Here is a 24,583-nt window from a genome sequence, read left to right as displayed (position 1 = left end):
GGCACGCTCCGGGAGAGGCGTGGCCCGGGAGAGGTGCCGCCCGGGAACGGCCTACAGGGAGCGGAGCTGCCGGGTCGCGGAGATCGCACCCGACGTCGTCGTGGTGAACGTCCGCATCGAGTCGGCGAACTTCGACAGGTCCCACTCGGCGGGGCCGTGATACCAGTACAGGTTGTCGGCCTGCTGCCCGTTGCCGGTGACCGAGGAGACCACGCGGGCCCAGCGGTCCACGCTGTCGAAGATCACCGCGTACGGCAGGTAACGGGAGAACAGCTCCACCCGCTGCGCCGGGGGCACCTCGGAGCCGAGGTCGCCCCGGGCGAGGTACTCCCGGAAGCCGAGGGTGTGGGCCAGGGCCGCGGACCCCCTGGCGGTCTTGGCCGGCATGTACTGCCCGCCCACGGCCAGCGCCGCACCCGCGATGATCAGGGCCAGGCCGAGCACGCCGTACGTGGTGAACCAGGCGAGCGCGACGGTGGCGAGCACCCCGGCGAAGGTGAGCACCACGCCGACGGTCGTCCAGCGGGTGCGGACGGTGTCGGGGCGGCGCGCGAACCAGCCCTGGGTGACCACGTCCCGGTAGAGCGCGTCGCGGACCTTGCCGAGGTTCGCCGCGAACGTGCCCTGGAGCTGGGAGAGCGGCACCGCGTCGCGGCCGTCGAAGATCGCGTCGTAGAGCGCCCGCTCGTACGGCATGAGCGAGCCGACCTGGGCGCCCGGCAGCCGCACGAGCGTCCAGTCGGGGGCGTCGTAGGTCTGGCGCGGCTGCTCGTCGATGCGGAGGTAGCCGCGGACGGCGAGGTCCACGATGGTGGCGGTCACGTCGACCACGTCGGCCTGCTCGTCCACGAGCGTGCCGATCTGGCCGGGGCGCACGCCGTCCGGCGGGGCGAAGTGGCCGTTCTGCACCGCGTCGAGCGCGCCGGCCTCGTGGCCGACCACGCGGGCGTCGCGGCCCCGCGTCCAGTAGAGCAGGCCGATGCCGCCGAGCAGCAGGACCAGCAGGCCGGCCAGCGCGCCGCCGGTGACGGCGTCCAGCGTGAAGGCGTTGGACAGCTCGAAGCGGCGCTCCAGGATCGGCGCGCCCCTGGTGGCGCCCGCCGGGTAGCCGACGACGACGGTCAGCACCTCGTTCGCCCCGAGCTCCTGCTGCTCGAAGTCCGCGGTGGTCCCGGTGTGGTCGGGGGAGGCGGCGGTGCAGCCGATCGCGGAGGTCAGCACACCCGCGAAGCAGGACAGGCTCTGCAACTGGGCGGGCCCGGTCACCTTCACCGTGGCCAGGTCCACCGGGACCGGCCAGCCGCCCACGGCGTACCAGCGCAGCTCCTGGGCGTCGCCCAGCGGGGTCACCGCGCCCTTGACGTCGTACTCCAGCGTGGCGGGGCTCCGGCCGGTGACGGTGAGGGAGTCGCCCTGCAGGGTGCCGCCCCGCAGGCCGGTGATCTGGTAGATCCGGTCGTGGCCGTCGTCGTAGCGGGTCCGGGTGACCAGCTTGCGGGTCGGTCCGGTCCCCTGGAACTCCAGGGTCTCCTTGACGTGCAGGACGCCGTCCGGCCGCAGCTGGAGCTCGACGGCGTCCTTCGTCACCTTCCCGTCGCGCGCGCTCCGCTCGTTCAGTGTTCCCCGCGGGGCGCGTCCGGGTGCGGCGAGCGGCGCGGTCACCGCGGCTCGCCCGGCCTGCGCGGTCCGCCCGGCCGGTACGGTCGCCGCGCCTGCCACGTCCCTCGCAAGGGCCGTGTCCGTCGCAAGGGCCGTGTCCGTCGCGCCCGCCGTGTCCGTCGCGAGGGCCGGAGAGGCGCCCAGGGTGAGTGCGAGGGTGGCGGCCACGGCCAGGCCCCTCGCCGCTCGGTGCATCAGAGATCCCGCCATGGCTCGGGAGCCTATCGAGAACCGCCCATCCGTGGCGGCCGGGCCGTAACCAATTTTTCAGTCCTTAAACGTCTATATAGGGATATCCGCTAGATTGCCGGACGGAGATCATTCTTCGGGAAGGCGGTCACATGCGGTCGCGCGGGTCGAGCCCCCTGGCCTTCGGCGTTCTCGGGCTCCTCGCCACGGCCTTCACCGCGGTCGTGGTCGTCGCCGGTCTGGCGGGCGGGGACGACGCCGAGGCCCCGGCCGCCCCCGGGTCGGGCCCCGTGGCGACCGAGAGCCCCGTCCCCGAGCGGGTCGAGGGCGCCGAGGTCGCCCCGCCCAGCTTCCGGCCCCCGCAGCGGCTGAACCTCGGCTCCGCCTCCGGCTCCCGTGTCGCGCCGGTCGCGGCCCGTCGCCCGGTCGTCGACCTGCGCACCATGCGGCGGGCCGACACCGCCGCCCGCCTCAAGCGCAACCCCCTGTACGGCACCGGCGTGATGCTCCCCACGTCATGCCGCGCCCCGCGCCCCTCGGCCCGGTCGCAGGAGATGCTCGCCTACCTCAACGCCGTCACCGCGTGCCTGGACCGGGCGTGGGAGGGGAAGTTCTCGCAGGCCGGAGCGGTGTTCCAGGCTCCCCGCCGGGTCTACTGGTCCCGCCCGGGCCGCGGCCCCTGCGGCACCTACCCCGCCCCGAACGCCGCCGCCTACTACTGCCCCTCCAACCGGGGCATGTACATCGGCCTGGGCCATGTGATCGAGCAGACCGGCCGGCAGAACCCGGCCGGGAACCACGTGCCCTACCTGACGGTCCTCGCCCACGAGTACGGCCATCACGTGCAGTCCATGGCGGGCATCGGCGGCGCCTGGTGGTGGGAGGTCTCCAACCGGTCCAAGGCCGCCCAGAACGCCTACAGCCGCCGGTCGGAGCTCCAGGCGCAGTGCCTGGCCGGGGTCTTCGCCCGCAGCGTCCGCACCCCGCTCGCCATCACCGGCTCACGCTGGCAGGAGGTGCTGGAGTCGGAGTACGGCCGCGGCGACGACCAGAACGGCGCGGGCCTGCGCGACCACGGCAGCGGCGAGCACTTCGCCGCCTGGATCCACCAGGGCTGGCGGTACGCCAAGATCGGCTACTGCAACACCTGGGTCGTCCCCGCCTCCCAGGTCAGCTGACCGGTCGCCGGCCCCCTCCGGGACCGTCCCCGTTCCTCATCGTTCCTCATCGGGCGAGCGTGGAGGAGACCACCCGGGGCTTTCCCGATCCGAGGAAGAAGACACCGGGGTAGCCCCCGGTCTCGAACCGGGCGCTGCGGTTGCCCCGCAGGGTGGACCGCTCGACGGTCAGGGTGCCGGTGCGGTCGTTGCTGACGAAGAAGACGGCCCCGCCGCCCTCGTTGGCGGCGTTGTCCCGGATGACCGAGCCCGCGATCCGGGTGGTGAACCGGTCGCCGTCGTTGTAGATCGCTCCGCCGCTGCCGCCGCCGGGCGTGCCGCCGCGCGCGGGGTTGGCGCCTTTCCCGACCGCCCGGTTGCCGCTCATGACGCTGTTGAGGACGACCCAGGAGACGCCGATGCTGCTCAGCGCGCCGCCGTTGGAGCACACGCCGCCGGTGAAGGTGCTGCCGACGACGTGGACCGGCAGGTCGCGCGACTGGTCGAGCACCCTGATGGCCGCGCCGCCGAGGTCGGGTCCCGTGGTGTCGCAGCGGTTGCGGACGAAGGAGGAGCCGACGACCTTGAACCGGCCGCCGCGCACGAACACCGCGCCGCCGCCTCCGCCGTCGGTCCGCTGCCCGGTGGCGTCGCCGTCGGCGAACGTCAGGTTCTGGACGGTCAGTCGCGGTGTTTCCTGGTCCTGGCAGTGCGACGTGGTCCACTTCTGGGCCCTGTCGCAGGTGTTCATGTAGAGGATCCGCCGTCTTCCCTCGCCGCTGAGGGTGACCTTTCCGCCGCCGTCGAGGACGACCTGGGCGCTGGTGTTGACCACCTTCGCGGTCGCCTTCATCCTGATCGTCACCGGTTTCGGGCCGCAGGAGAACGTGATGATCCCGCCCGCGGCGACCGCCCGGACCACGGCCTCGGAGGTGCAGCTCGCCGGGGTCCCCCTGCCCACGACCCGGGTCGGGCGGGAGGTGTTCACGGCGCGCGCCTCGGCGGGGACGGGGACCCGGCCGCCGGGATCGCCCGGGGCGAGGAGTGCCGCGGCGGCGGGCGCTCCGCCGGAGGCGACGCGATCCACGGCCGCCGTCGCGGGAGCGCCGGTCATCCCCGCGGTGAGGAGGGCGGCGGACGACGTCAGGGAAACGGCGCCGATGAATCCGTATGAGGAGCGCATGGCGGGACATTACTGCGTTTCCACCCGGCCGGGCGGGGCTTCGCCGTACTCGGCCGGTGGGGCGGCCGTACCGTACGGTTTCTCCCTGAGGCGGCGACCTTTTATACGGCTTCGTACGGCGCGGCGGCCGTACCGGGTGCTCGACGGCGGCTCCGTACGGCGCGGTGGCCGTTCCGGGACAGGGCGGACCCGGCGGGTGTGGGCGGACGACGCGGCGGGCATGCCGCCGGAGGACGAGTACGGAGATCGTCGAATGCGAGGGACGGCATGCTGAAGGTGATCGGCGCGGGGTTCCCGCGCACCGGGACCAGTTCCACGAAGGCCGCTCTGGAACGGCTGGGGTTCGGCCCCTGCTACCACATGTTCGAGATCCTCTCGAACCCGGACCACGTCGACCGGTGGCTGCCCGCCGCCTCCGGCGAGCCGATGGACTGGGAGCGGGTGTTCGAGGGCTACCGGTCGACCCAGGACTGGCCGGCCAGCTTCTTCTGGCGCGAGCAGGCGGAGGCGTATCCGGACGCCAAGGTCGTCCTGACCGTGCGCGACCCCCACCGCTGGTACGACAGCATGGGCAACCTGCTCGCCAACGGACCCGGCAGGGAGCTGCCGCCGGGCATGCCGGAGGGGGCCGTCGCCGTGTTCGAGGGGATGGCCAGGCTCCGCCCGGTCCTGGACATGATCGGGGGATCCGTCTTCGGCGAGCGCTGGGGTTTCGGGGAGGGGCTGCCGAGCGAGGAGATCGCCGTGGCGGCGTTCCACCGCCACGTGGACGCGGTGCGGGAGAGCCTGCCCGCCGACCGGCTGCTGGTCTTCGACGTCCGCGAGGGCTGGGAGCCGCTGTGCCGGTTCCTGGAGGTCGACGTCCCCGAGGGGGAGCCGTTCCCGCACCTGAACGACTCCGACACCATGCGGCGGATGATGGAACGCCTGGTGACCGAGGGAAGGGTCGAGAGCCCCTTCGGGGGAGGCCGCCGCGGCTGAACCGGCCTCCGGAACGCGGGGCGTACGGCGGGCCGGGCCGGGGAGCGGCGTGGGCGGACCGGACGGGCGCGTCGCCGGCGGGGCGGAGTTGGACGGGCCGCCCTACCGGTACTACGGGGTGGCGGTGACCACGACACGAGGCTGGGGTAGGGGGCCCGTAATGCCAGATATTGCCTATTTAGGATCCCTTGGGCAAGGCCCAACCTGCAATATTTCAAAAATCTACCCCTAGCGGCAGATCAGGTGGGGCGTGGGTGAACGGAAGGGGCTCGGGAGGCGGTCGCCCTCCGGAGATCGTCCCTCCGGGCATCCGCGGCTCGGAACCCGCCGGTCGGAGCCCGGCGGCCCGGTGCCCCGGCGGCCGGACCCGCGCCGGGGAATTCCCCGATCCGCGGACCGGCGCTCCCGGCCCCGGTTAGGATTCCGGTCTGCTCATGACGGTCCCGCCGGGCGGCGCGAGCCGCCGCGCCCGCGGGACCGGCACTCCCGCCGGCGTCCGCGCCGGCGCCCCTGTCGGCAGCCCTGAGACCCCCGAGGTGGCATGCGCGGGCCCGTGCCTGGACGACCCCGAGCATGGATACTCGCCCTACTTGTCGGGATTTACTGTCTTATTTCGGGATGTGCGCTCGGGGAAAACCAGGCTGTCGGACCGCCGGAGACACCGGGGGCACAGAGGGCGTCAGGGAACGGTCCCGGGCCCGGCCGGGTGGCGGCCCCGCTGGTCATGGTCCTCGGCGACAGCTTCACCGCCGGCTCCGGACCGGTGAAGCCGTGGCAGACCTACGCCGCCGAGACGGCCCGCGAGCTGGGCTGGCAGCTCGTCACCGCCGGGGCGCCCGGGACGGGCTACGTCAACCCCGGCAGGGTGGGGCGCACGTTCTTCGACTCCTTCGTCCTGGAGCTCTCCTGGCGGCCGGCCCCCGACCTGCTGATCGTCTCCGGCGGGCACAACGATCGAGGGGTTTTCCGCGACCAGGCCGGTCAGGCGGCCAGGGCCCTGCTGGAGACGGTCCGGGCCCGCTGGCCGGGCACCAGGATCGCCGTGATCGGCCCCATCTGGATGACCCCGGCGCCTCCGTGGGCCTACGGGGTGCGCGACGCCGTCGCGGCCGTCGCCGCGGGGGAGCGGGCGCCCTTCCTGGACCCGATCGACCGGCGCTGGGGCGATGACGCGCTGCTGCCCGACGGGGTCCACCCCACCCGCGAGGGCCACGTCCGCCTCGCCCGCTGGCTCGTCGCCGCGCTCCGCGAGCACGGGATCGGCCGGGACGTCTACTGACGTCCCCGCACACGCCGGACCGCCGCGCTCCCCATCCTCCGGCCCCGGACCCCGGACCCCGGACCCCGGACCCGGCCCCCGGACCCTTGGGCTCCTGGCCCTCTGGACCCGCGGGTCCGGAAGACGGGGGCGGCCGGTCCGCCGGGCCAGGACGCAAGCCGCGTGCAAACCGATCCCAGCTCCTCCGCAAGTCGCCGCCGTGAGGATGGGCGGCGCGAAAGAAGAGGAGAGATCATGACATTCGGGGACGACCTGCGACGCACGATCAGAGGACGGGTGCTGGTCGCCGGGGACGAGGGGTTCGAACAGGCCGGGAAGGCGTGGAACCTCTCGGTGGACCAGCGGGTCAGGGCCGTGGTGGAGGCGGAGGACGCCGACGATGTGGCCGCGCTGGCCGCCCACGCCCACCGGGCGGGACTGTCGGTGGCCGCCCAGCCGAGCGGTCACGGCGCGTCCGGTGACACGGACGGGGTGATCCTGCTGCGTACCCGGCGGCTCGGCGGCGTGGAGGTGCGGCCGGAGCGGCGCACCGCCCGGGTCGGGGCGGGCGTGGCGTGGGGCGAGGTGCTGGCGGCGACGAGCCCGTACGGCCTGACCGGTCTGGCGGGCAGCTCGCCCGCGCCCAACGTGGTGGCCTACACCCTCGGCGGCGGCCTGAGCTGGTTCAGCCGCAGGTACGGCTTCGCCGCCGACGGCGTCCGCGCCTTCGAGGTCGTCGACGCCGAGGGCCGCCGGGGCACGGTGACCGCCGACTCCGACGCCGAGCTGTTCTGGGCGCTGCGCGGCGGCGGCGGGGACTTCGCGCTGGTCACCGCCATCGAGTTCGACCTGCACCCGGCGCCCGCCCTGTACGGCGGGCGCGTCATGTGGCCGGCCGAGCGGGCCCCCGAGGTGCTGGCCGCCTTCCGGGAGATCACCGGGGACGCCCCCGAGGAACTGACCGTGTGGTTCCAGCTGCTGAACCTCCCGCCGCTCCCGGAGCTCCCGGAGTTCCTGCGGGGCCGGTCCGTGGTGACCGTGGACACCACGTTCCTGGGTGAGGCGGGTGAGGCCCAGGCGCTGCTGCGCCGCCTCGACAAGATCGACGGTTCGATCATGGACAGCCGGGGGACGCTCCCGGTGGCCGAGCTGGGCGGCGTCTGCGCCGAGCCCACCGCCCCGTCGCCCACTCTCTCCCGGGGAGAGCTGCTGACCGCCCTGGACGACACGGTGGCCGGGGCGCTGCTGGCCGAGCCCACCGCCCCGCTGTCCGTCGTGCAGCTCCGCCACCTGGGCGGGGCGCTGGCCCGCCCGGCCGAGGGCGGCGGCGCCTGCGGCCACCTCGCCGAGCCGTACATCCTCGGCCTGATCGGTGTCGTGCCGGATCCCGGGCTGGCGCCCGCGGTGGCGGACCGGCGGGAGGCCATCGTGGCCCGTCTCGGGCGGTACGTCAGCGGGCGCAAGCCGTTCACCTATCTCGGGAGCGGGGAGCGGGCGGCGGCGGCCTTCCCGGACGACGTCCTGGCCCGGCTCCGCGACGTCAAGCGGGCCCGTGACCCGCGCGGGGTGTTCCGGAGCAACCACCCGGTCCTGGGCTGAGGCCGGAAGAACGCGCCCGGCGCGGTCGTCTCCGCGGGAGGCGGTGGCGGCCGCGCCGGGGCTCAGCGGGGGGACATCAGGAGAAGGTGGGCACGGGCGGGGTGCCGGTGCCGTTCCAGGAGCCGATGTAGCCGAAGGTCGTGGAGCCTCCGGCGGGGATCGTGCCGTTCCAGTCGGCGTTGGCGAAGGTGTAGGCGGACCCGGCGGCGGTCATCCTGGCGCTCCAGACCTGGGTGACGCCGACCCCGGAGGGGTAGGTCAGCGTGGTCTTCCAGGAGGTGACGGCGCTCGTGCACCTGATCGTGATCTCACCCTGGAAGCCGCCCTGCCAGGAGTTGACCAGCTTGTAGGAGGGTGTGCAGCCGCTCGCCTGGCCGGCCAGGGTGGTGAAGCCCACCGTTCCGGACGCCGGGGAGGTGTTGCCCGCGGCGTCGCGGGCGACGACGTGGACGGTGTAGGCGGTGCTCGGGGTCAGGCCGGTCAGGGCGAGGGTGGTGCCGGTGGCCGAGCCGAGTTTGGTGGTGCCGGAGTAGACGTCGTAGCCGGTGACGCCGACGTTGTCGGTCGCGGCGGTCCAGGTCAGCGTGGCACCGGAGGAGGTGATCCCGGAGACCGCGGGCTTGCCGGGCCTGCCGGGCTTCTGGGTGTCGGGGTCGGGGCTGGGGCCGCCGTAGATCGTGGCCTCGCGGGAGGTCGACGCGATGCCGTCGGCCCCGTTGAAGAGGCGCTGGCCCCAGCTCGTCAGGCTGGCGGAGTTGAAGTTGTTCACCTGGTCGAGATACTCGACGCCGCCGCCGTTGCCGCTCCAGGACCAGCCGAGGTAGCCCATGCCCCGGGACTGCGCCTGGGCCATGATCGTGTCCTCGTCGGGGTTGCCGTCGGAGTGGTTGAACCCGAACTCACCGATCACCAACGGCAGGTTCGCCGTCTGGAAGCGCTGCATGTAGTCGGTGACCTCGGAGGCGGTGTCGAACACGCCGTACATGTGGACGGAGAAGACGGTGTTGCGCTGCGGGTCGGCGGCGAACACGGTCGCCGCGTTGTCGCGCATGGTGAAGCTCCAGTCCTGGCCCCAGTTGGGGGCGTCGACCATGAGCAGGTGCTGGAACCCGGCGTCCCGCATCCGCTTGACCGCGGCGGAGGTCGCCTGGGTCCAGCCGGGGGTGGTGGCGGTGTTGCCGAACGGCTCGTTGCCGATGTTGATGACGACGTAGTCCTCCTGGCCGGCGACCGCGCTCTTCACGCTGACCCAGTAGTCGACGGCCTGGTCGAGGGTGTAGGCGCCGCTCTGCTCGCCGTACCCGGTGGTGTCGTGGTTCTCCAGCACGCAGATCAGCTTGTTCTGCTTGCACAGCGAGACGACATTGGCCACGTCGGAGGCGGCGTTGGGGGTCCAGCGCCCGCCGCTCAGCACCACGCGGACGGTGTTTGCGCCGTGGGACTTGATGCCGGCGAAGGAGCCGGTCTGGGCCGGATACCAGGTGTGCGCGTGGCTGGTGCCGCGCATGACGAACGGGGTGCCGTTCCCCTCAAGGATCTTGGTGCCGCTCACGTGGAGCCCGGTGGCGGCGTGGGCGGCGGGGGGCGCCCAGACGAAGAACGATGCCAGGAGCGCGACGAGGAATGCGAGTCGTGTTCTCATACCTGCCTCTTCCGGGATGACCCGGAGGTCGTGCGAGGGTGGGGGGTGTCGTAGGGGCCGGGGGAGAGGGGCCCGGCCGGACGGAGGGGTCCGTCACGTCCGGCCGGGGGCCCGGGGGCCGCGCCCGCGGCGAGAGTGGGAGAACCGGGGCACGGCGGTCAGGGGCGTATCCGCCGCGCGGTGCGGGAAGGGCTCACCGCGCGGCGGGCTCACGGGGTCAGTTCGCGGTGCAGGTGACCGCGGGGACCGCGTTGGTGCCGTTCTGGGTTCCGGTGAACCCGAAGGCGGCCGTGGCGCCGGGCGCCAGGTTGCCGTTCCAGGAGATGTTCCTGACGGTCACGTCCGCCCCGCTCTGGGTGTGGGAGCCGTTCCAGAGCTGGGTGATCGTCTGGCCGTTCGCGAACTTCCAGTTCAGGGTCCAGCCGCTGATGGCCGAGGCGCCCTCGTTCTTGACCGTCACGTCGGCCTGGAAGCCGCCGCCCCAGGAACTGGTGACCTTGTAGGCGGCGGTGCAGCCGCCGGCCGGGGGCGCCGTCGTGGTGAACGACGTGGTGGCGGACGCCGGGGAGACGTTTCCGGCGGCGTCGCGGGCGACGACGTGGACGGTGTAGGCGGTGTTCGGGGTCAGGCCGGTGAGGGTGAGGGTGAGGGTGGTTCCGGTGGCCGAGCCGAGTTTGGTGGTGCCGGAGTAGACGTCGTAGCCGGTGACGCCGACGTTGTCGGTCGCGGCGGTCCAGGTCAGCGCCGCCCCGGAGGAGGTGACGGCGGAGACGGCGGGCTTGCCCGGCGCGGTCGGCGCGGTCGTGTCCGGCACCGGCGGCGGCTCGTCACCGGGCGGGTCGCCCCACACCTTGGCCGTCCCCGCGTACAGGGTGATGTTCGACGTGCGGACCGGGGTGGCGCCCGGGGTGGTCGGGATGTTCTTGTACGACCAGTCGTTGGACGGGTCCCACGTGCCGGTACTGGCGATGCGGAACTGCACCTCGCGCCGGTGCTGCGACTGGCCCGCCGGGGCGATCGAGGTGCCCGAGCAGTCCACGGTGACGTAGTAGGTCTTCCCCGACAGCAGGGTCGGCCCGGTGGGCGCCTTGCACTGGTTGTAGGCCGAGGTGACCGTGACCTGGCTCGCGGTGGTGTCGCCGTCGAGGGTGAAGTAGTAGCGGAACGAGCCGTTGTCCAGGACGCGGGCCGGCCAGGCGGACTGGTTCCTGACGATGGCCTTGATCTCGGTGAACGTCGTGCCGGAGGCGTTCACCCCGGCCTCCACGAACATCTCCGGGCCGTCGGGCGTCTCGGCCTTGGGGAAGCCGGCCGACGGGGCTCCGCCGTACTCGGAGTACAGGCGGGCGAGCGCGCTGGTGAAGCCGGCGTTGTAGTCGGTGGCGACCTCGTTCATCACGTAGTCGTCGCGCTTGTCGCTGTAGGCGTCGTCGGGGTCGGGCGGGCCGCCGACGAGCGCGCCGTACAGGGTGTGGCGGGTCTCGACCGGGTTGGTCATCTGGTCGGTCCACGAGCCGTGCGCGGTGCGGTGGTGCGGGTTCTTCGGCGGGTTGTTGCCGAAACCGATCACGTAGGAGGAGTTGCGCGGGTTGTCGCCGAGCGCGTAGTCGATCTGGCGCTTGGCGAAGTCGTGGTAGCGCGCCTTGCGGGTCGGGTCGGTGATCGTGTCGGCGTGGACCAGCGCCGCGAACGAGGTGTTGGCGGCGTAGCGCAGCGATCCCCACCGGTCGAGTACGGCCTGGCCGCCCGGCGAGTACTTCACCCGCTGGCCGTTGACGCCGACCGTCCAGTAGTCGAGCCAGCGGTTGGCGTCGTCGAGGTAGCGCTGCTTGCCGGTCAGCTTGTTCAGCAGCACGTAGGCGCCGTACGACTTGTCGTCCCAGGCGATCGTCCACTTGTACGACCTGGTGGTGGACTGCGGCTCGGTACCGAGGTTGTCGTAGTAGGACTCGGCCTTGGCGAGGTAGGAGGCGTCCTTGGTGGCCCGGTACAGCCAGATGGCGCCCCAGACCAGCTCGTCGTTGTAGCCGCTCCAGGAGTTGTAGTAGCCCTGGGCGTCGGAGATGCAGTCGCTGTACTTCTTCCGCACGGTGTCGGCGAAGGTGTACAGCTGCTTGGCGTGCGTCAGCAGCGTGTCGGCGTAGGACGGGTTCGTCGGGCGGAAGACCATCGAGGAGGCGGCCATCGCGGCCGCGGTCTCCCCGGCGAGGTCGGATCCGCCGCAGGAGGCGTCGATCTTGTAGGCGGGCCGCTCCATCTGCATCGCCTCGGCCGGACCCCACCAGGCGTGGTCCTTGCCGCCGTTGCCGACCTGCCCGTAGAGCACGTTCGGCGACGGGTGGGCCTTGATGAAGTAGTCGTTGACGAACTTCAGGTTGTTCAGCAGGTGGGTGAGCTGCCCGGAGGAGTCGTAGGCGTCGCGGTACTCCACCGCCCCCCAGGCCAGCATCGTCGTGCTGGCCGCCATGGGCAGGCCGAACTTGACGTGGTCGCCGGCGTCGTACCAGCCGCCGGTCAGGTCGAGCCCGGCGTCCTTGCCGTCGTTGAGGGCCGAGTCGCCGCGCCAGCCGACGCGGTTCCAGCTCGGCAGCTTGCCGGATTGCTGGGCCTCGTAGAACCAGATGGACTTCTGCAGGGCGTCGCCGTAGGCGAACGCCGGGGCGGCGCTCGCCGGCGCCGCCTGGACCACGGCGGGCAGCGGGACGGCGACCACGGCCGCCAGGCCGAGTGCCGCCAGATGTTTCCTCATCGGGGGGTGCCTCTCGGGAGACGAGACGGTGCTTGCGGATGAGACGGGGCCGCGGGCCGGCCGGCGCCGGGGGTACGGCGGGCCGGTGTCGGGTGGGACGCGGCCGGGCGGGGGAGCGGGGGAGGGGTGCGGCGCGTCCGCCGATGGATGGTGCTCGGGGCGTGACAGCAGGTCAGGGGTGCCGTCACGCCCCGAGGTCTATGGGGAGTACGGCCGGCCGGGAGCCGGCCGTACTCCGTCGGGGCGGGGAGCGGACCGGCCGGGGCGCCGGCCCGCTCCCTCAGGGAGGTCAGCCGAAGAGCCGGCCGTACTCCGCCAGGGCGACGGCCACGTCGACCTGGGCCCAGAACCGGTGGTAGTTGAAGGTCGGCGCGGGGCCGGTGCCCTTCAGGAAGGCGTCCACCTTCGGCCAGCTCGGGTCGTTCTTGTAGAAGGACCGGATCGACATGAAGGTGGAGTTGGAGTCGATCACGTCGCCGTTCGGCATCTTGCCGGTCCAGCCGGCCGGGACGTAGACCGGGTCGTTGAGGCGGCTGTAGTCGGCCTTGGTCTCCGGGGTGGAGACGCCCTTGGCGTCCTGGTCGTTCTTCCACATGCCGTCGAGCAGCGCCTTGGCGACGCCCTGGGCCTTGGTGTCGCCCGCCTTGGCCGCGTAGTACATCAGCACCTTGGCGTAGGAGCCGGCCACGCCGACGTCCGAGGTGTAGTCGCGGATGCTGACGTGCAGCTTGGTGTTGTCACGCGGGTTGTTCGGGTCCCAGGTCTCCGGCTGGCCGGTCCACACCAGGGTCGAGGGGATCTGGTAGGTCCCGTCGGCGTTGATCGTGGTGTTGTCGGTCGCCCACTTGACCCACTTGTCCAGGACGAGCTTGGCGTCGGCGTTGCCGGTCGCGTAGTACAGCTCCGCGACGCGCTCCATGGACCAGGCCTGGAAGCCGAACCACTGGTTGGACGGCGGGTCGTGGTAGACCGGCTGCCAGTCGTAGGCCATGCCGTAGAAGGTCGGCAGGGTCGACGGCGGGGCGGCGTAGTGGCCCTGCCAGCTGTTGGTGGCGCCACCGGCGATCGCGCCCTCGGTCGACTGCAGCCAGCGGTAGAACTCCATCTGCCGCTTGGTGCTGGTGGTCCAGTCCTGTACGGCGGTCGCACCCTTGGGCTTGAGGGCGTCCACGCTGGACAGGGCCCAGGCGGCCATCGGGTTCTGGTAGCCGGAGTGGTTGTGGCTGGAGCCGATCCGCCAGGCCCAGCCGGCGGAGGTGTCGAGCGCGCCGCCCCAGGCGTAGTACCAGCTCAGCAGGTACGCGGAGCTGTCCTTGCCGGTGCCGGCCGCGCAGGAGGTGCTGGTGCAGCCCTGCTTCTTGAAGTACTTGTCGTACATCGCGTAGCGCAGGTAGTCACCCATCTTCGCGGCCTTGGTGACCGAGCCGGCGACCTGCGACTCCTTGCCCTGCTCCTTGGCCCAGGTGTGCGCCCAGTAGGCGACCTGGACGGCGCGGGCGTCGGCGTCGGGGGCGTTGGTGTACTTCCACTGCTTGGCGTAGCTGCTGTCCCCGGTGAACAGGTCGAGGAAGCCGTTCTTGCCGCCGTGCTTGAAGGTGTCGCAGGACGGCTGCGGGATGGTCTCGAAGACCGACTCCTCCGGGCCGCGCTGGTAGGTGTTGATGTAGGCGGGCTTGGTGGTGCCGTCACCGCAGCGGCCGAAGCCGTAGGTGTTGTCGACGTCCAGCAGCCAGTGCATGCCGTAGATGTCGCTGGTGCCGTAGGCGCTCTTCAGCTCGTTCGCGAGCGGGTCGACGCCGACGCTCACACCGTTGTCCAGCTTGGACGGGTACTGCTTGATGTCGTCCCACTCGCCGGCGTAGGTGGCGGGCTTGGACGGGTTGTAGAAGGAGTTGGTCGGCTGGTCCGCGGTGGCGGGGATGATGTACTTCTCCATCGAGGCCCAGGCGGCGTTGAACTTGGTCCAGTCGCCGGTCACCCTGCCGTAGGCGGCCTCCAGCCACAGGTAGTAGCTGTAGGCCTCGGAGGTGGTCTCGTGCCCGTGGTCGGGCGCCTCGACCATGAAGGTCTCCACCGAGTGGTATGGCACGCCCTCCGGCGAGAAGTAGCCGTTGGCCGGGTCCTTGAGCTTGTTGTACATCGTGGTGAAGCGCTGGATGTACTCGTTGTCGCCGCCGGCGGTGTCGTTGTCCACCTCGGTGACGGTCGCCTTGGCCGAGGTGTGGCCGGCGGCGGTCGAGGTGAACTCGGCGGTGCCGGAGGTCTTGTCGGCGTCCTCGGCTGCGGCGATCTTCACCGTCTGGGCGGTGTTCCAGTTGGCCGGGGTGAAGGTGAGCGTCCCGCCGGAGGCGACCGTCAGGTCGGTGTCGCCGCTGGTCCTGGTGGTCGTCACGGTGACGTTCGAGGCCGGGGCCTTGGAGAGCTTGACCGACAGGTTCGCGCTGCCGCCCTCGGGGACGGCGAGGGTCGCCGGGCTCAGGACGACCGCGGGGGCGCTGTCGGCCCGCACGCTGATCCCTACGGGATCGGAGGTGCCGGAGGCGCCCTTGTCGTCGGTCGCCTTCGCGGTGATCGAGTAGTCGCCCGCCGCCACGCCGGTCCAGCTGTAGGCGTACGGCGCGGTCGTGTCGGTGCCCAGCAGGGTGTTGCCGTTGTAGAACTCGACCTTGGAGACCGTGCCGTCGGAGTCGGCCGCGTCGGCGGTGATGTCCACCGTGGCGGGCGCGGTGAAGCTGGCGCCCGCGACCGGCTTGGTGACCTTCGCGGTGGGCGCCTGGTTGACGGGGCCGGAACCGCCGCAGGTGGCGCCGTTGATCGAGAAGCTGGTCGGCTTGGGGTTGGACCCGGACCAGGTGCCGTTGAAGCCGATGTTGGTCGAGGCTCCGGTGGCGAGGCCGCCGTTCCAGTCGAGGTTCTTCGCGGTGACGTTCTGGCCGCTCTGCGACCAGGTGGCGCTCCAGCCCTGCTGGATCTTCTGCGCGGCGTTCGGGAAGGCGAACCCGAGAGTCCAGCCGTTCAGCGCGTCACCGAGGTTCTTGATCGTTATACTGGCGGTGAAGCCGCCCTGCCAGTCGTTGGTGGTGTAGGTGACCTCACAGGCGACGGCCGCCTGCGCGGGCGCGGCGGCCAGCGCGGTGGTCATCCCGGCCGCCACGCTGAGCAGCGCCAGCCCGGCGATCCGTCTCCGGAAGCGTGGGAGCGCTCCCGTTCTATGCGGGGATTGAGGCATCGGGAAGGTCCTCCAGGGGGTGGGTCGGCGCAAAACCGCTGGTTGCGGTCACGCACCGGTTGGAGCCGGGGGAAAGGGGGGTGGGAGCGCTCCCAAAAGGGATTTTTTGAGGCTGGGTGTCCGGATGTCAATGGGATGGATTCCGGGTTACACCCGTGTTTCACGCCGCGGGCCGTCAGGCTGCTGAGATCCCTGCGGGGAATTTCCCGCCGGGTGAAACTTTCATGCGCCCGAGGCGGCCGACGGGGTTCGTTCCTCCGGGACGGAGCCGGCCCGCGGGCTCGGAGGGAGCACGCGGGCCGGGGGCCGAGAAAGCCGGAGAGGCCGGGGAAACCAGGGGGCGGAGAGCCGGGAGCCGGAGGGCCGGGGAAACCGGGGCCCGGGAGCCGGAGAGGCGGGGAAGCCGGAAGGCCGGGCGTCCGGCCCCCCGGGACACGGCCGGCCCGCGGAGGCCCGGTCGCCGGGGGAAGGACGGGACACCGGGCCCCGGGAAGCCGCCCCCGGGGCCCGGTGTCTCCGGAAAGGGATCAGGAACCGGAGCAGGTGACGCCGGACGGCTGGCCCGCCGTGCCGTTGGCGGTGAAGCCGACGGTGACCGACTGCCCGGCGCCCAGGTTCCGCGCCCAGTCGGGGCCCTGCGCCGTCCAGGTCGTGCCGGAGGCCGTGACGACGGCGTTCCACGCGCTGGCGAGCGTCACGCCCGAGGGCATCGTCCAGGTGGCCTTCCAGCCGTTCAGCGCCGAACCGCCGGAGTTCTTGATGGTCAGCTCGCCCTGGAAGCCGCCCTGCCAGGAGTTGACGAGCTTGTACGACGAGGTGCACGAGGACGGGTTCCCCGTGGGGGTGGCCGTCGGGGTGGCGGTGGGGTCGCCGGACGGGGAGGGCCCCGGGGTCCCGCCCGACGGCGGGATCAGGTACGGCTGGAGGATGGACTGCTTGGCCTGGTCGACCGTGGTCCAGTCGTCCTTGAGGATGCCCCCGGTGTCACCGGAGTTGGGGTTCCACGACCAGTAGGTGAACGACATGCCGTTCACCCCGGTCCCGGTGTACTTCATCAGCTCCTGGAGCCAGACCTTGTCGATCGGGGACTGCAGGGTGGTGCCGAACTCGCCCATCATGATCGGCGCGATGTTCTGCCTGTAGAGGTAGCCCCAGTACCTGTCCCAGATCGCGGGCATGTTCGCCGGGTAGGACGGGTCGTCGAACCACGCCTGGTGGTAGACGGACGTGGCGTACTCGTGCGGCGAGTAGACCAGCCGGTTCGGCACGCTGAGCCGTACCGGGAACTGCCCGGCCTTGGACAGGTTGCCGCCCCACCAGCCGCAGTCCTCGTCGTTGCTCGGGTCGTTGTCCCAGATGTTGGACATGCCGCCGCTCGGACAGCTCACGCCCTCGACGAAGATCAGCCAGTCGGGGTTGACCGACAGGACCGCGTTGCCCGCCCGCTCGGCGGCCAGCCGCCAGTCGCGCGCGGGGTCGCCGCAGCCCCAGCAGGACCCGGTGGCCGCCGGGTTGGTGCCCTCGGCGTGGGGCTCGTTGTGCAGGTCGGCGCCGATCACCGTGGTGTTGCCCGCGTAGCGCCGGGCGAGCGTCTTCCAGTCGTCGATCCACGTGCTCTCCGGCGTCGCGGAGACGTACCACAGGGCCGACTGCCCGGCGGAGGTCGGGCGGTGCCGGTCGAGGATGACCCGCATGCCCTTGCCGCCCGCGTAGGCGATGACCTTGTCGAGGATCTGCAGCGGGCTGTTCCCGACCAGGTCGGGGTTGACGAAGTCGTTGATGCCGGTGGCCGTCGCACCGGCCTTGAGCGCGTCGTTGGAGAACGGCACACGCAGGGTGTTGTAGCCGAGCGAGGCCATCTTGTCGATCTGGCTCCGCCACGGGTTGCTCGACCACAGGCCGTGGAAGGTCCTGTTGTCGGTCTCCATGCCGAACCAGTTGATGCCGGTCAGCCGGACGGTCGCCCCCGTACTGTCGACGATCTTGTTGCCGGAGGTGTGCAGGTAGCCGGTGCCGGTGCCGCCCGCCGCGCCTGCGGGGGAGGAGACGAACGCGACCGCCAGCGCCGAGGTGACGACGAGCGCCGCCAGCGCCGCCATCCACCTGCGAACACGCAGGACTCTCATCGGGTGCCCTTCGAGGAGTCGAGGACGGATCTGCTCGCGGGGGGATCCCCGCGAGGGAGGGTGGAGGGTGCGGCCGGTCGCGTCGTCATGCTTGGACGCCCGGCGGACGCGCGTCAACCGCCCGCCACCGGCTCCGTCTCCCCCGCGGACCGTGTGACCTGCGCCGTCCCGGCCCCGTACGCCTCCCGCCTTCCCTCCGGTTCCGTGAAAGTTTCACCGGCGGCGCCCCGCGGGACGCGGTGCGGGCCGGTCCCGATGCCCGCGGCGCCGGTCCGCGCCCCCGGTACGGCGGGGCGCGGCCGGTGGCGGCGCCCGTGCCGGACGTCACGGGCCGGAGCCGCGCCCCGGGCGGTCACCGGCGGGGCGCGATCGGCCGGTCAGCCGACCAGCGCCAGTGCCACGTACCGGAGCTGGGCCTTCAGCGCGTCGCGGAACTCGTCCGACAGGGCGCCCTCCCGGTACCGGGTGTCGATCTTCTCCCGGACCGCGGTGAGCTCACCGGAGCAGCAGACGACGTTGTCCAGCACCTGGCGCAGGTCCAGCGCCACGTCCGGACGTATGCCGCCCCTGCTCTCCCCCTCGGCGAGCAGCGCGTTGAAGCCGCGCACGCTCCCTTCCAGGTCCGGCAGTCGCGACACCTCCGCCACGGGGGCGGTCTCCAGCGACCCGCGGTCCGGCGGCGACCGCCGCGCGTGGGCCTTCCGGTCCGCATGCTGCGGCTCCCCCGAGGATCGCTCGGGGGAGCCGACGGGTCCGTCCCCGCCGTCCGCGGACCGGTCAGGGGGGTCCGCGGACGGCGTGGAAAGGTCCGCGGGCTGGTCAGGGGAGCCCGCGGACCGGTCTGGAGAGACAGGGGAGGAGGGGTCGGGGGAACGGGCCCGGCCCGGGGTGGGAGAGGCGCCGAGACGCGGGGTCGCGGACGGGGCGGGCCGGGTGGCGGGTCCGAGCGCCGTGCCCGGTCCGTGCCGCTGGCTTCCCGGGCCGAACATCTGGTGCCACGTCAGCGCGCCCGCCGCCAGCAGCACCGCGGCCGCCACCAGCGTCCATCGCACGATCACGGTCCGCGCCGTCGTGCGGATCGTGGACGGCAGCCTGGCGAGCCGGTCGGCCACCTCGCGCGCCTTCGGCCGCTTCGCCGGATCGGCCGACAGGCAGCTCCGGCAGAGCGCGGCGACCTCGGGCGGCAGGCCCGGCGCCCGGACCTCCGGCGGGGGTCCCTCCCGTCTCGCGTTCTCGATCTCCTCCCAGGTCCGCTCCGGGTACGGCGGGCCGCCGGTGAGCATCTCGAACAGCAGCACGCCGAGCGCGTACACGTCGCCGGCCGGGTCGGCCGTCGTGCCGGTCAGCCGTTCCGGCGCGACGTAGGGAGGGGTGCCGTAGTCGGAGGTGTGGTCGTCGTCGTCCTCGCCGATGAACGCGGCGATGCCGAAGTCGAGCAGCTTCGCGCCGTCCGCGGTCAGCAGCACGTTCTCGGCGGTCACGTCGCGGTGGACGATGCCGCGGGCATGGGCGGTGGCCAGCACGGCGGCCAGCCGGGCGGCGATGGCCGCCGCCTCCCGCCACGGCAGCGGCCCCTCGGCGATCCGGTCGGCCAGCGGCCGGCCCTCCAGCAGGCGCATGACCACGTAGGCGGCGAGACGGCCCCGGGTGGTGACCGTCTCGCCGTAGTCGTACACCTCGATCGCGTCCGGGTGGATGAGACGCGCGGTGGCGCGGGCCTCCCGGCGGATCAGCTCCCGGTCTCCCCGGTCGGAGCCGATCTCGCCGTCCAGCACCTTGACCGCCACCTGCCGCTGCAGGGACCGGTCGAAGGCGCGCCAGATGACGCTCATGCCACCGGCCGCGATCGGCTCCACCAGGTCGTAGCGACGGGCGAGGACGTCTCCCGCCCGGAGTCCGACGGGCTCAGGCGGACTCACGGACCACCAGCTCGGTGGGCAGGACCGGGTTGTTGCCCGCACCGCCGGCCGTGGCCGGCGACGACATGGCCAGCAGCAGCAGGCGGGCGGCCAGGGCGGCGAACTCCTCCACGGGCTGGCGCACGGTGGTCAGCGGGGGAGAGGTCCGCCGGGCGATGGGGGCGTCGTCGAAGCCGATCACGGCCACGTCGTCGGGCACCCTTCGTCCGGCCCGCCGGAGCGTCTGGACGGCCGCGGCGGCCATCACGTCGGAGGCCGCGAACACCGCGTCCACATTCGGCATCCGGCGCAGCAGCCACTGTGTGCCGTGCACGCCCGAGTTGTGGCTGAAGTCGCCGTAGGCCACCGGCACCCCGGTCATCCCGGCGAGGGCGAGTGTCTGCAGGAAGCCGTCGAGCCGGTCCCGTGCCGCCGGAAGGCCGGGCGGGCCCGCGATGACGGCGATGGACTTGCGCCCGCCGAGCAGCAGGTGCTCGGCGGCCTGCCGTCCGCCGTCGCGGTTGTCCATGTCGACGTGCGGGAGTTCGATGCCCTCCGGCGGCTTGCCCAGGCACCGCACCGGTACTCCGGAGGCCGCCAGGGTGACCGCGAGCGGGTGCCGTTCCCTCGCGCCGATGAGGAGGACGCCGTCGACGCCGCCCGAGACCAGCGGCGGGGTGGCGATGGTCGAGGTGGCGGCGGTGGCCGTCATCATCGCGAGGGGGACGCCGTGGCGGGTGAGCACCTCCTCCGCCGCGGTGATCAGTCTGGCGTAGAACGGCTCGGTGAACAGACGATGCACCGGTTCGCAGAGCACCACGGCCACCATGTGGTCGCACCGGCGTCCGGCTCCGCCCCGGGGGGCGCGGTGCCGTACGTAACCGAGACGTGAGATCGCGTCGTGCACCTGCCTGCGGGTCGACGTGCTGACCCGCACCGATCCGGTGAGTACCCGGGACGCCGTGGCGGGGGAGACCCCCGCTTCAGCCGCGACCTGGGCAAGTGTGGGTAGATCCGACATAACTTCCTCCACACCAAGGTTCCGCACAGGTGGGAGCGCTCCCAGTGAACGTAGCATTGTTTCGGAAGTGTCAAAAGATGTTTCCAAAAAATCACTACATGTATGTCAATCTTCCCTGACTCGCCAGTCAGGGGCGAGTGCCGCCATGGCGATCGAGTCATGCCACCCCCCGTCCCAGCGCAGGGCGTCGCGGTGCACGCCCTCCTGGACGAACCCGGCCTTCTCGTACACGTGCAGGGCCCGCTCGTTGAAGGCGAAGACCTCCAGATGGATCCTGTGGAGCGGCGTGGTGGTGAAGGCGTGGCCGAGCACCAGCCGGATCGCCTCGCCGCCGTATCCCCTGCCGAACACCTTGGGCCCGATCAGGGCGATGCGCAGGTTGCAGGAGAGGTTGTCGGTGTCGAGGTCGTTGAGGACGACCTCCCCGACGTAGGCGCCGTCCTGGTCGTTGGCGCAGATCGCCAGGTCCAGCCGGTCGTCGTGCTCACCGCGGGTGGCGTACCAGCGCTTCGTCGCCTCGTGGTTGGGCGTCGCGTGCGAGCCGGTCAGCCGGCGGGTCTCCGGATCGTTGACCAGCTCCCACAGCCCTTCGACGTGCTCGGGCCCGACGGGGCGGAGCGTCACGCGGTCCCCGGGCAGGGTGGGTTTGTCGGCGAACATCATCCGGAATGTCTACCGGGCACGCCGCCCGCCGGACAAGGGGGTTACGGCCAAGAGCGGTCAGGGGTTGGGGACAGGGATCACCAGGGGCCGCGGGCCCGGGTCGCGCCGGCGGGGCCGGCGACGCGGGCGCACGGCCGGGGGCCGCGGGGCCCCGGTCGCGTCGCCGGCGAGCCCGGCGACGCGCACCCGGGTCACCAGGGGCCGTAGGGGCCCGAGTTGCCGCCCCGGCCGACCTCGCCGACGGCGGGCTTCACGTCGGCGAGGTAGATGCCGGCCGCGATCACCGCGGCGATGGCGAAGATGTTGAGCTGGCCGAGGCCGATCCCGAAGTAGCCCACCGCCGAGGCGAACGAGAAGAGGGCGGCCAGGCCCAGCACGATCAGCCAGAACTTCTTGCTCTTCTTGCCGGCGACCGCGAACGCCTGCGCCGACGTCCGTACGGCGTGGAAGAGGGCCCAGGCCGACATGGCGAACGCGGCGATGGAAAGCACCCAGAAGATCAGGTCCAGCACGCCGTGGATCTGAAACATCGCCTCTCCTAAACGCTCGCCTCGCTGGTGTCTCTCAGACTAGTGCCGCCGGAACGCGCGTGCGGCACGCGAACAGAGGCGCATGGACAGAGGCGCCCGCCCCGCGTCCCCGCCGCGAGGAGCGGGCGGGGACGCGGGGCGGGCGCGGTGCCGGCGTCAGGAGCGCGCGGCGTTGTTCGGCTTGGTGGTGCGGGTGGTCTTCCTGGGCGAGGCGTTGGTGGCCGACGCGGCGATCGCCGGCTCGGCGGCCTCGGAGACCTCCTCCAGCTCCAGCGCGGCCTCGCCGGTCGTCCGGGAGACGACCTTGCGGCCCCGGGTGGCGAACTCCTCGTAGAGGCCGGTCGCCATGCTGGTGAACTGGTCGGCGTAGACGCGGGCCTTCTCCGGGAAGTCCTTGGCGTAGACCTCGGCCTTGCCGGCGAACGTCTTGGCCCGGTCGGGCAGGTCCTTGGCGGCCTCGCGGATCTCCTCGCGGCGACCCTGGAGCCGCTGCAACTGGTCGGGGAGCTCGCGGAGCTTCTCGACCGCGAAGTCGCCCGCGCCCGCCACGGCGTAGAACGGCTTGGAGTCGGCCAGCTTCTTGACCTCGGTGGTGAACGTCATTGATCGGTCCTCCTGGTTTTCCGGTTCGATGTCCTGGGTTTCGCCGCCGCCTTCGGAGACCCGCCGTTCTCCGGCGTGGCCGGGCGCTCCCCCGGCGAGGGGGCGGTCGCGGGACCTCCCGGAGAGGGAGTGGTCACGCGGTCCTCCGGCGAGGGCGTGCCGTCGGGCGAGGAGTCCGCGGCGCCCCCCGGAGGCTCCGCCGCCGGGTGCGCGTCCCGCTCGGCACGCGCTCCCTCGGCCGGCGCCTCCGCCCGGTTCTCCTTGCGAAACGACTCATAGATGTCGATCAGCACCTGGCGTTGCCGCTCGGTGATGCTGTGATCGGCTCTTATGGCGGTCAGCACGTCACTGTCGGGCACGCGGTCCTCGATGAGGCCGGCCTGAACGTAAAGTGCCTGGGAGGAGATCTGCAGGCCCTTGGCGATCTGGTTGAGGATCTCCGCGCTGGGCTTGCGCAGGCCCCGCTCGATCTGGCTGAGGTAGGGGTTGGAGACCCCAGCCGAGGCGGCCAGCTGGCGCAGAGAGATCTTCGCCTGCGTGCGCTGCTCCCGGATGTACTCGCCGATCGAACCGACCTTCGGTAATGCCATGCCTCCAGTGTGCATCACACTGCTTGCAAATGCAAACACAGTGGCTAACACCAGCAAACGGGGCCCGGCGCGGTCAGTGCGGGAGGAGCCAGAGCAGCGGGGCCGAGGAGGTCAGCGTGACCGAGAAGGCGACGATGGCGTAGCGGATCCGCCGGGGCAGGTCCGGAGCCGGGGTGACCAGGCGCTGCACCCGGGCCATCACCGCGTCGCAGGTGCCCGCCGCGCCGAGCGTGCCCTGCGGGGCCGGGACGCTGCCGGCCGTGCCGAAGCGCAGCAGGGCCGTGGCCAGGCGGCGGGGAGAGCAGTAGCGGCGGGCGGCGTCGTCGGCGGCCATCTCCACCAGCAGCCCGACCTCGCTCTGTATCCGCCTGACCAGCCGGGACCAGGGAAGCGCCCGGTGCAGGGCGGCGAACGGCAGCAGCACCAGGTCGTGGCGCTCGCGGACGTGCGCGCTCTCGTGGGCGAGCACCGCGGTCAGCTCGTCGGGGGACAGCAGCTTCAGGGTGCCGGCGCTGACGACGACCTGGGAACGCAGGCCGGGCACGCAGTAGGCGGTGGCGCCGGGGTGGTCGAGGACCCGCACCCCTGGGACGCCGGGATCGTCATGGGAGACGAGCGCCAGCAGGACGCGGTGGCGGCGCCGGGCGCGGAGCGTCTGGGAGGCCGCGGTGAGCAGCACGACGACCAGCACGGCCAGCGCGGTCAGCCCCGTGATGAGGGCGAGGATCCTCGGCACGTCGTAGGGGCCGGGGGCGTCGTAGCCGCCGTCGAAGGCCGAGCGGACGAAGGAGAGGAGGCCGTGCAGCACTCCCTGCCGGTAGGGCTCCAGGGCGTAGGCCAGCAGGGCGCCCGTCCCCGCCAGGCCCCAGGTCACCCCGAGCGCCTGCCACAGGACGATGGCCACATGGGGGGCGCGGTAGGTCCACCGCGCGTGGGTGAACCGCCAGGCTCCGACCGCGCAGACCACGGCGAGTATCGCCAGGGCTGCAGCGGTTATCACTCGTCCTCCAGCTCCGAAAGGGCTCTGAGCAGGATCTCCGCCTCGCTGCCGGAAACGGCCTGGGCGAACCTGGTGAGCGCGGCGGACCGGTCTCCGGTCATGTCCAACGCCTCAAGCATAAGCTCCGCGACGTACGCGTCGCGGCTCTCCGCCGGTTCGTAGCGCCAGGCGCGCCCGGAACGGGTGCGCACGAGGAAGCCCTTGCGGGTCAGTCGGTCGAGGACGGTCATCACGGTGGTGGGCGCGAGGTCGCGGTCGGCGATGAGACGCCCGACCTCGCGCGCCGTCACCGGAGATGACTGCGCCCAGATGATGTCCATGATGCTGCGTTCCAGCTCGCCCAGACCCTTCACGGGAACAAGCCTAGCTCCCGCACCACGAGGGGTAGTACTACGGGTTGTCGAGTCACCTCGGGTCACGCGGAAATGGCCTTCCCGTCAGGGTTCCCGGTCCCGGTCCCGGTCCCGGTCCCGGTCCCGGTCCCGGTCCCGGTCCCGGTCCCGGTC

At 72.1% G+C, this 24,583-nt stretch carries 18 protein-coding genes; 4 read left to right on the top strand and 14 right to left on the bottom strand.

Annotated elements, in window-relative coordinates; all coding sequences use genetic code 11:
- Nucleotides 1-51: 51 nt before the first annotated feature.
- Nucleotides 52-1,869 (bottom strand): DUF2207 domain-containing protein, encoded by a 1,818-nt coding sequence (locus tag AB0D67_RS25640; RefSeq protein ID WP_362940752.1) that lies wholly within the window; start codon nt 1,867-1,869, stop codon nt 52-54.
- Between the two features lie 131 nt (nt 1,870-2,000).
- Between AB0D67_RS25640 and AB0D67_RS25635 the strand changes: the two genes are divergently transcribed.
- Entirely contained in the window at nt 2,001-3,026 is a 1,026-nt protein-coding gene (locus AB0D67_RS25635; protein ID WP_362940749.1) for a neutral zinc metallopeptidase, read from the top strand.
- A 46-nt stretch (nt 3,027-3,072) separates the two neighbouring features.
- On the opposite strand, the gene AB0D67_RS25630 is transcribed toward AB0D67_RS25635, so the two are convergent.
- The gene (locus tag AB0D67_RS25630) at nt 3,073-4,188 is read right to left on the bottom strand and encodes a hypothetical protein (RefSeq protein WP_362940746.1); all 1,116 of its coding nucleotides are present in this window, start codon (nt 4,186-4,188) and stop codon (nt 3,073-3,075) included.
- Between the two features lie 267 nt (nt 4,189-4,455).
- Here AB0D67_RS25630 and AB0D67_RS25625 point away from each other — a divergent pair, with 267 nt between their 5' ends.
- The 3 genes from AB0D67_RS25625 (at nt 4,456) to AB0D67_RS25615 (ending at nt 8,026) form a co-directional block, all read left to right on the top strand.
- Nucleotides 4,456-5,169: a sulfotransferase family protein gene (locus AB0D67_RS25625; RefSeq protein ID WP_362940743.1), complete on the top strand. Its 714-nt coding sequence runs from the start codon at nt 4,456-4,458 to the stop codon at nt 5,167-5,169.
- A 706-nt stretch (nt 5,170-5,875) separates the two neighbouring features.
- Complete coding sequence (locus tag AB0D67_RS25620) at nt 5,876-6,448, top strand: SGNH/GDSL hydrolase family protein (RefSeq protein ID WP_362940740.1); 573 nt, start codon at nt 5,876-5,878, stop codon at nt 6,446-6,448.
- Between the two features lie 234 nt (nt 6,449-6,682).
- On the top strand, nt 6,683-8,026 hold the full coding sequence (locus tag AB0D67_RS25615) for an FAD-binding protein (RefSeq protein ID WP_362940737.1): 1,344 nt from the start codon (nt 6,683-6,685) through the stop codon (nt 8,024-8,026).
- A gap of 76 nt (nt 8,027-8,102) precedes the next feature.
- Here the strand turns inward: AB0D67_RS25615 and AB0D67_RS25610 are convergent, their stop codons facing one another.
- From AB0D67_RS25610 to AB0D67_RS25555, 12 genes are all read right to left on the bottom strand, one after another.
- Nucleotides 8,103-9,668 carry a cellulase family glycosylhydrolase gene (locus AB0D67_RS25610; protein ID WP_362940734.1) on the bottom strand — a complete coding sequence of 522 codons (1,566 nt, stop codon included), beginning with the start codon at nt 9,666-9,668 and terminating at the stop codon, nt 8,103-8,105.
- Between the two features lie 217 nt (nt 9,669-9,885).
- On the bottom strand, nt 9,886-12,417 hold the full coding sequence (locus tag AB0D67_RS25605) for a glycoside hydrolase family 9 protein (RefSeq protein WP_362940731.1): 2,532 nt from the start codon (nt 12,415-12,417) through the stop codon (nt 9,886-9,888).
- A 289-nt stretch (nt 12,418-12,706) separates the two neighbouring features.
- Nucleotides 12,707-15,646 (bottom strand): glycoside hydrolase family 48 protein, encoded by a 2,940-nt coding sequence (locus tag AB0D67_RS25600; protein WP_362940728.1) that lies wholly within the window; start codon nt 15,644-15,646, stop codon nt 12,707-12,709.
- A gap of 527 nt (nt 15,647-16,173) precedes the next feature.
- Nucleotides 16,174-17,772, bottom strand: a complete 1,599-nt coding sequence (locus tag AB0D67_RS25595; protein ID WP_362940725.1) for a cellulase family glycosylhydrolase — start codon at nt 17,770-17,772, stop codon at nt 16,174-16,176.
- A gap of 377 nt (nt 17,773-18,149) precedes the next feature.
- Nucleotides 18,150-19,691, bottom strand: coding sequence for a protein kinase (locus tag AB0D67_RS25590; RefSeq protein WP_362940722.1), 1,542 nt, complete (start codon nt 19,689-19,691; stop codon nt 18,150-18,152).
- On the bottom strand, nt 19,678-20,691 hold the full coding sequence (locus AB0D67_RS25585; protein ID WP_362940719.1) for a LacI family DNA-binding transcriptional regulator: 1,014 nt from the start codon (nt 20,689-20,691) through the stop codon (nt 19,678-19,680). The genes AB0D67_RS25590 and AB0D67_RS25585 overlap by 14 nt, the downstream gene beginning before the upstream one ends.
- 105 nt (nt 20,692-20,796) lie before the next feature.
- The gene (locus tag AB0D67_RS25580; protein WP_362940716.1) at nt 20,797-21,354 is read right to left on the bottom strand and encodes a GNAT family protein; all 558 of its coding nucleotides are present in this window, start codon (nt 21,352-21,354) and stop codon (nt 20,797-20,799) included.
- A gap of 191 nt (nt 21,355-21,545) precedes the next feature.
- Nucleotides 21,546-21,884: a DUF2516 family protein gene (locus tag AB0D67_RS25575; RefSeq protein ID WP_362940713.1), complete on the bottom strand. Its 339-nt coding sequence runs from the start codon at nt 21,882-21,884 to the stop codon at nt 21,546-21,548.
- A 156-nt stretch (nt 21,885-22,040) separates the two neighbouring features.
- Entirely contained in the window at nt 22,041-22,487 is a 447-nt protein-coding gene (locus AB0D67_RS25570; RefSeq protein ID WP_362940710.1) for a hypothetical protein, read from the bottom strand.
- On the bottom strand, nt 22,484-23,077 hold the full coding sequence (locus AB0D67_RS25565; protein WP_362940707.1) for a helix-turn-helix domain-containing protein: 594 nt from the start codon (nt 23,075-23,077) through the stop codon (nt 22,484-22,486). The genes AB0D67_RS25570 and AB0D67_RS25565 overlap by 4 nt, the downstream gene beginning before the upstream one ends.
- 73 nt (nt 23,078-23,150) lie before the next feature.
- Nucleotides 23,151-24,077: a M56 family metallopeptidase gene (locus AB0D67_RS25560; RefSeq protein ID WP_362940704.1), complete on the bottom strand. Its 927-nt coding sequence runs from the start codon at nt 24,075-24,077 to the stop codon at nt 23,151-23,153.
- Nucleotides 24,074-24,430 carry a BlaI/MecI/CopY family transcriptional regulator gene (locus tag AB0D67_RS25555; RefSeq protein ID WP_179819823.1) on the bottom strand — a complete coding sequence of 119 codons (357 nt, stop codon included), beginning with the start codon at nt 24,428-24,430 and terminating at the stop codon, nt 24,074-24,076. The genes AB0D67_RS25560 and AB0D67_RS25555 overlap by 4 nt, the downstream gene beginning before the upstream one ends.
- Nucleotides 24,431-24,583 lie beyond the last annotated feature (153 nt).

The organism is Streptosporangium sp. NPDC048047 (genome assembly GCF_040653115.1).
In the GTDB taxonomy this organism is placed as follows: Bacteria; Actinomycetota; Actinomycetes; order Streptosporangiales; family Streptosporangiaceae; genus Streptosporangium.
This window is presented reverse-complemented; position numbering and strand designations above follow the sequence as displayed.

What these genes read in the sequence shown, in the direction of transcription:
- AB0D67_RS25625 (WP_362940743.1), top strand. Translation starts at nt 4,456, where the DNA reads ATGCTGAAGGTGATCGGCGCGGGGTTCCCGCGCACCGGGACCAGTTCC.
- AB0D67_RS25640 (WP_362940752.1), bottom strand. Translation starts at nt 1,869, where the DNA reads ATGGCGGGATCTCTGATGCACCGAGCGGCGAGGGGCCTGGCCGTGGCC.
- AB0D67_RS25615 (WP_362940737.1), top strand. Translation starts at nt 6,683, where the DNA reads ATGACATTCGGGGACGACCTGCGACGCACGATCAGAGGACGGGTGCTG.
- AB0D67_RS25630 (WP_362940746.1), bottom strand. Translation starts at nt 4,188, where the DNA reads ATGCGCTCCTCATACGGATTCATCGGCGCCGTTTCCCTGACGTCGTCC.
- AB0D67_RS25635 (WP_362940749.1), top strand. Translation starts at nt 2,001, where the DNA reads ATGCGGTCGCGCGGGTCGAGCCCCCTGGCCTTCGGCGTTCTCGGGCTC.
- AB0D67_RS25580 (WP_362940716.1), bottom strand. Translation starts at nt 21,354, where the DNA reads ATGATGTTCGCCGACAAACCCACCCTGCCCGGGGACCGCGTGACGCTC.
- AB0D67_RS25565 (WP_362940707.1), bottom strand. Translation starts at nt 23,077, where the DNA reads ATGGCATTACCGAAGGTCGGTTCGATCGGCGAGTACATCCGGGAGCAG.
- AB0D67_RS25600 (WP_362940728.1), bottom strand. Translation starts at nt 15,646, where the DNA reads ATGCCTCAATCCCCGCATAGAACGGGAGCGCTCCCACGCTTCCGGAGA.
- AB0D67_RS25570 (WP_362940710.1), bottom strand. Translation starts at nt 22,487, where the DNA reads ATGACGTTCACCACCGAGGTCAAGAAGCTGGCCGACTCCAAGCCGTTC.
- AB0D67_RS25595 (WP_362940725.1), bottom strand. Translation starts at nt 17,772, where the DNA reads ATGAGAGTCCTGCGTGTTCGCAGGTGGATGGCGGCGCTGGCGGCGCTC.
- AB0D67_RS25585 (WP_362940719.1), bottom strand. Translation starts at nt 20,691, where the DNA reads ATGTCGGATCTACCCACACTTGCCCAGGTCGCGGCTGAAGCGGGGGTC.
- AB0D67_RS25575 (WP_362940713.1), bottom strand. Translation starts at nt 21,884, where the DNA reads ATGTTTCAGATCCACGGCGTGCTGGACCTGATCTTCTGGGTGCTTTCC.
- AB0D67_RS25610 (WP_362940734.1), bottom strand. Translation starts at nt 9,668, where the DNA reads ATGAGAACACGACTCGCATTCCTCGTCGCGCTCCTGGCATCGTTCTTC.
- AB0D67_RS25605 (WP_362940731.1), bottom strand. Translation starts at nt 12,417, where the DNA reads ATGAGGAAACATCTGGCGGCACTCGGCCTGGCGGCCGTGGTCGCCGTC.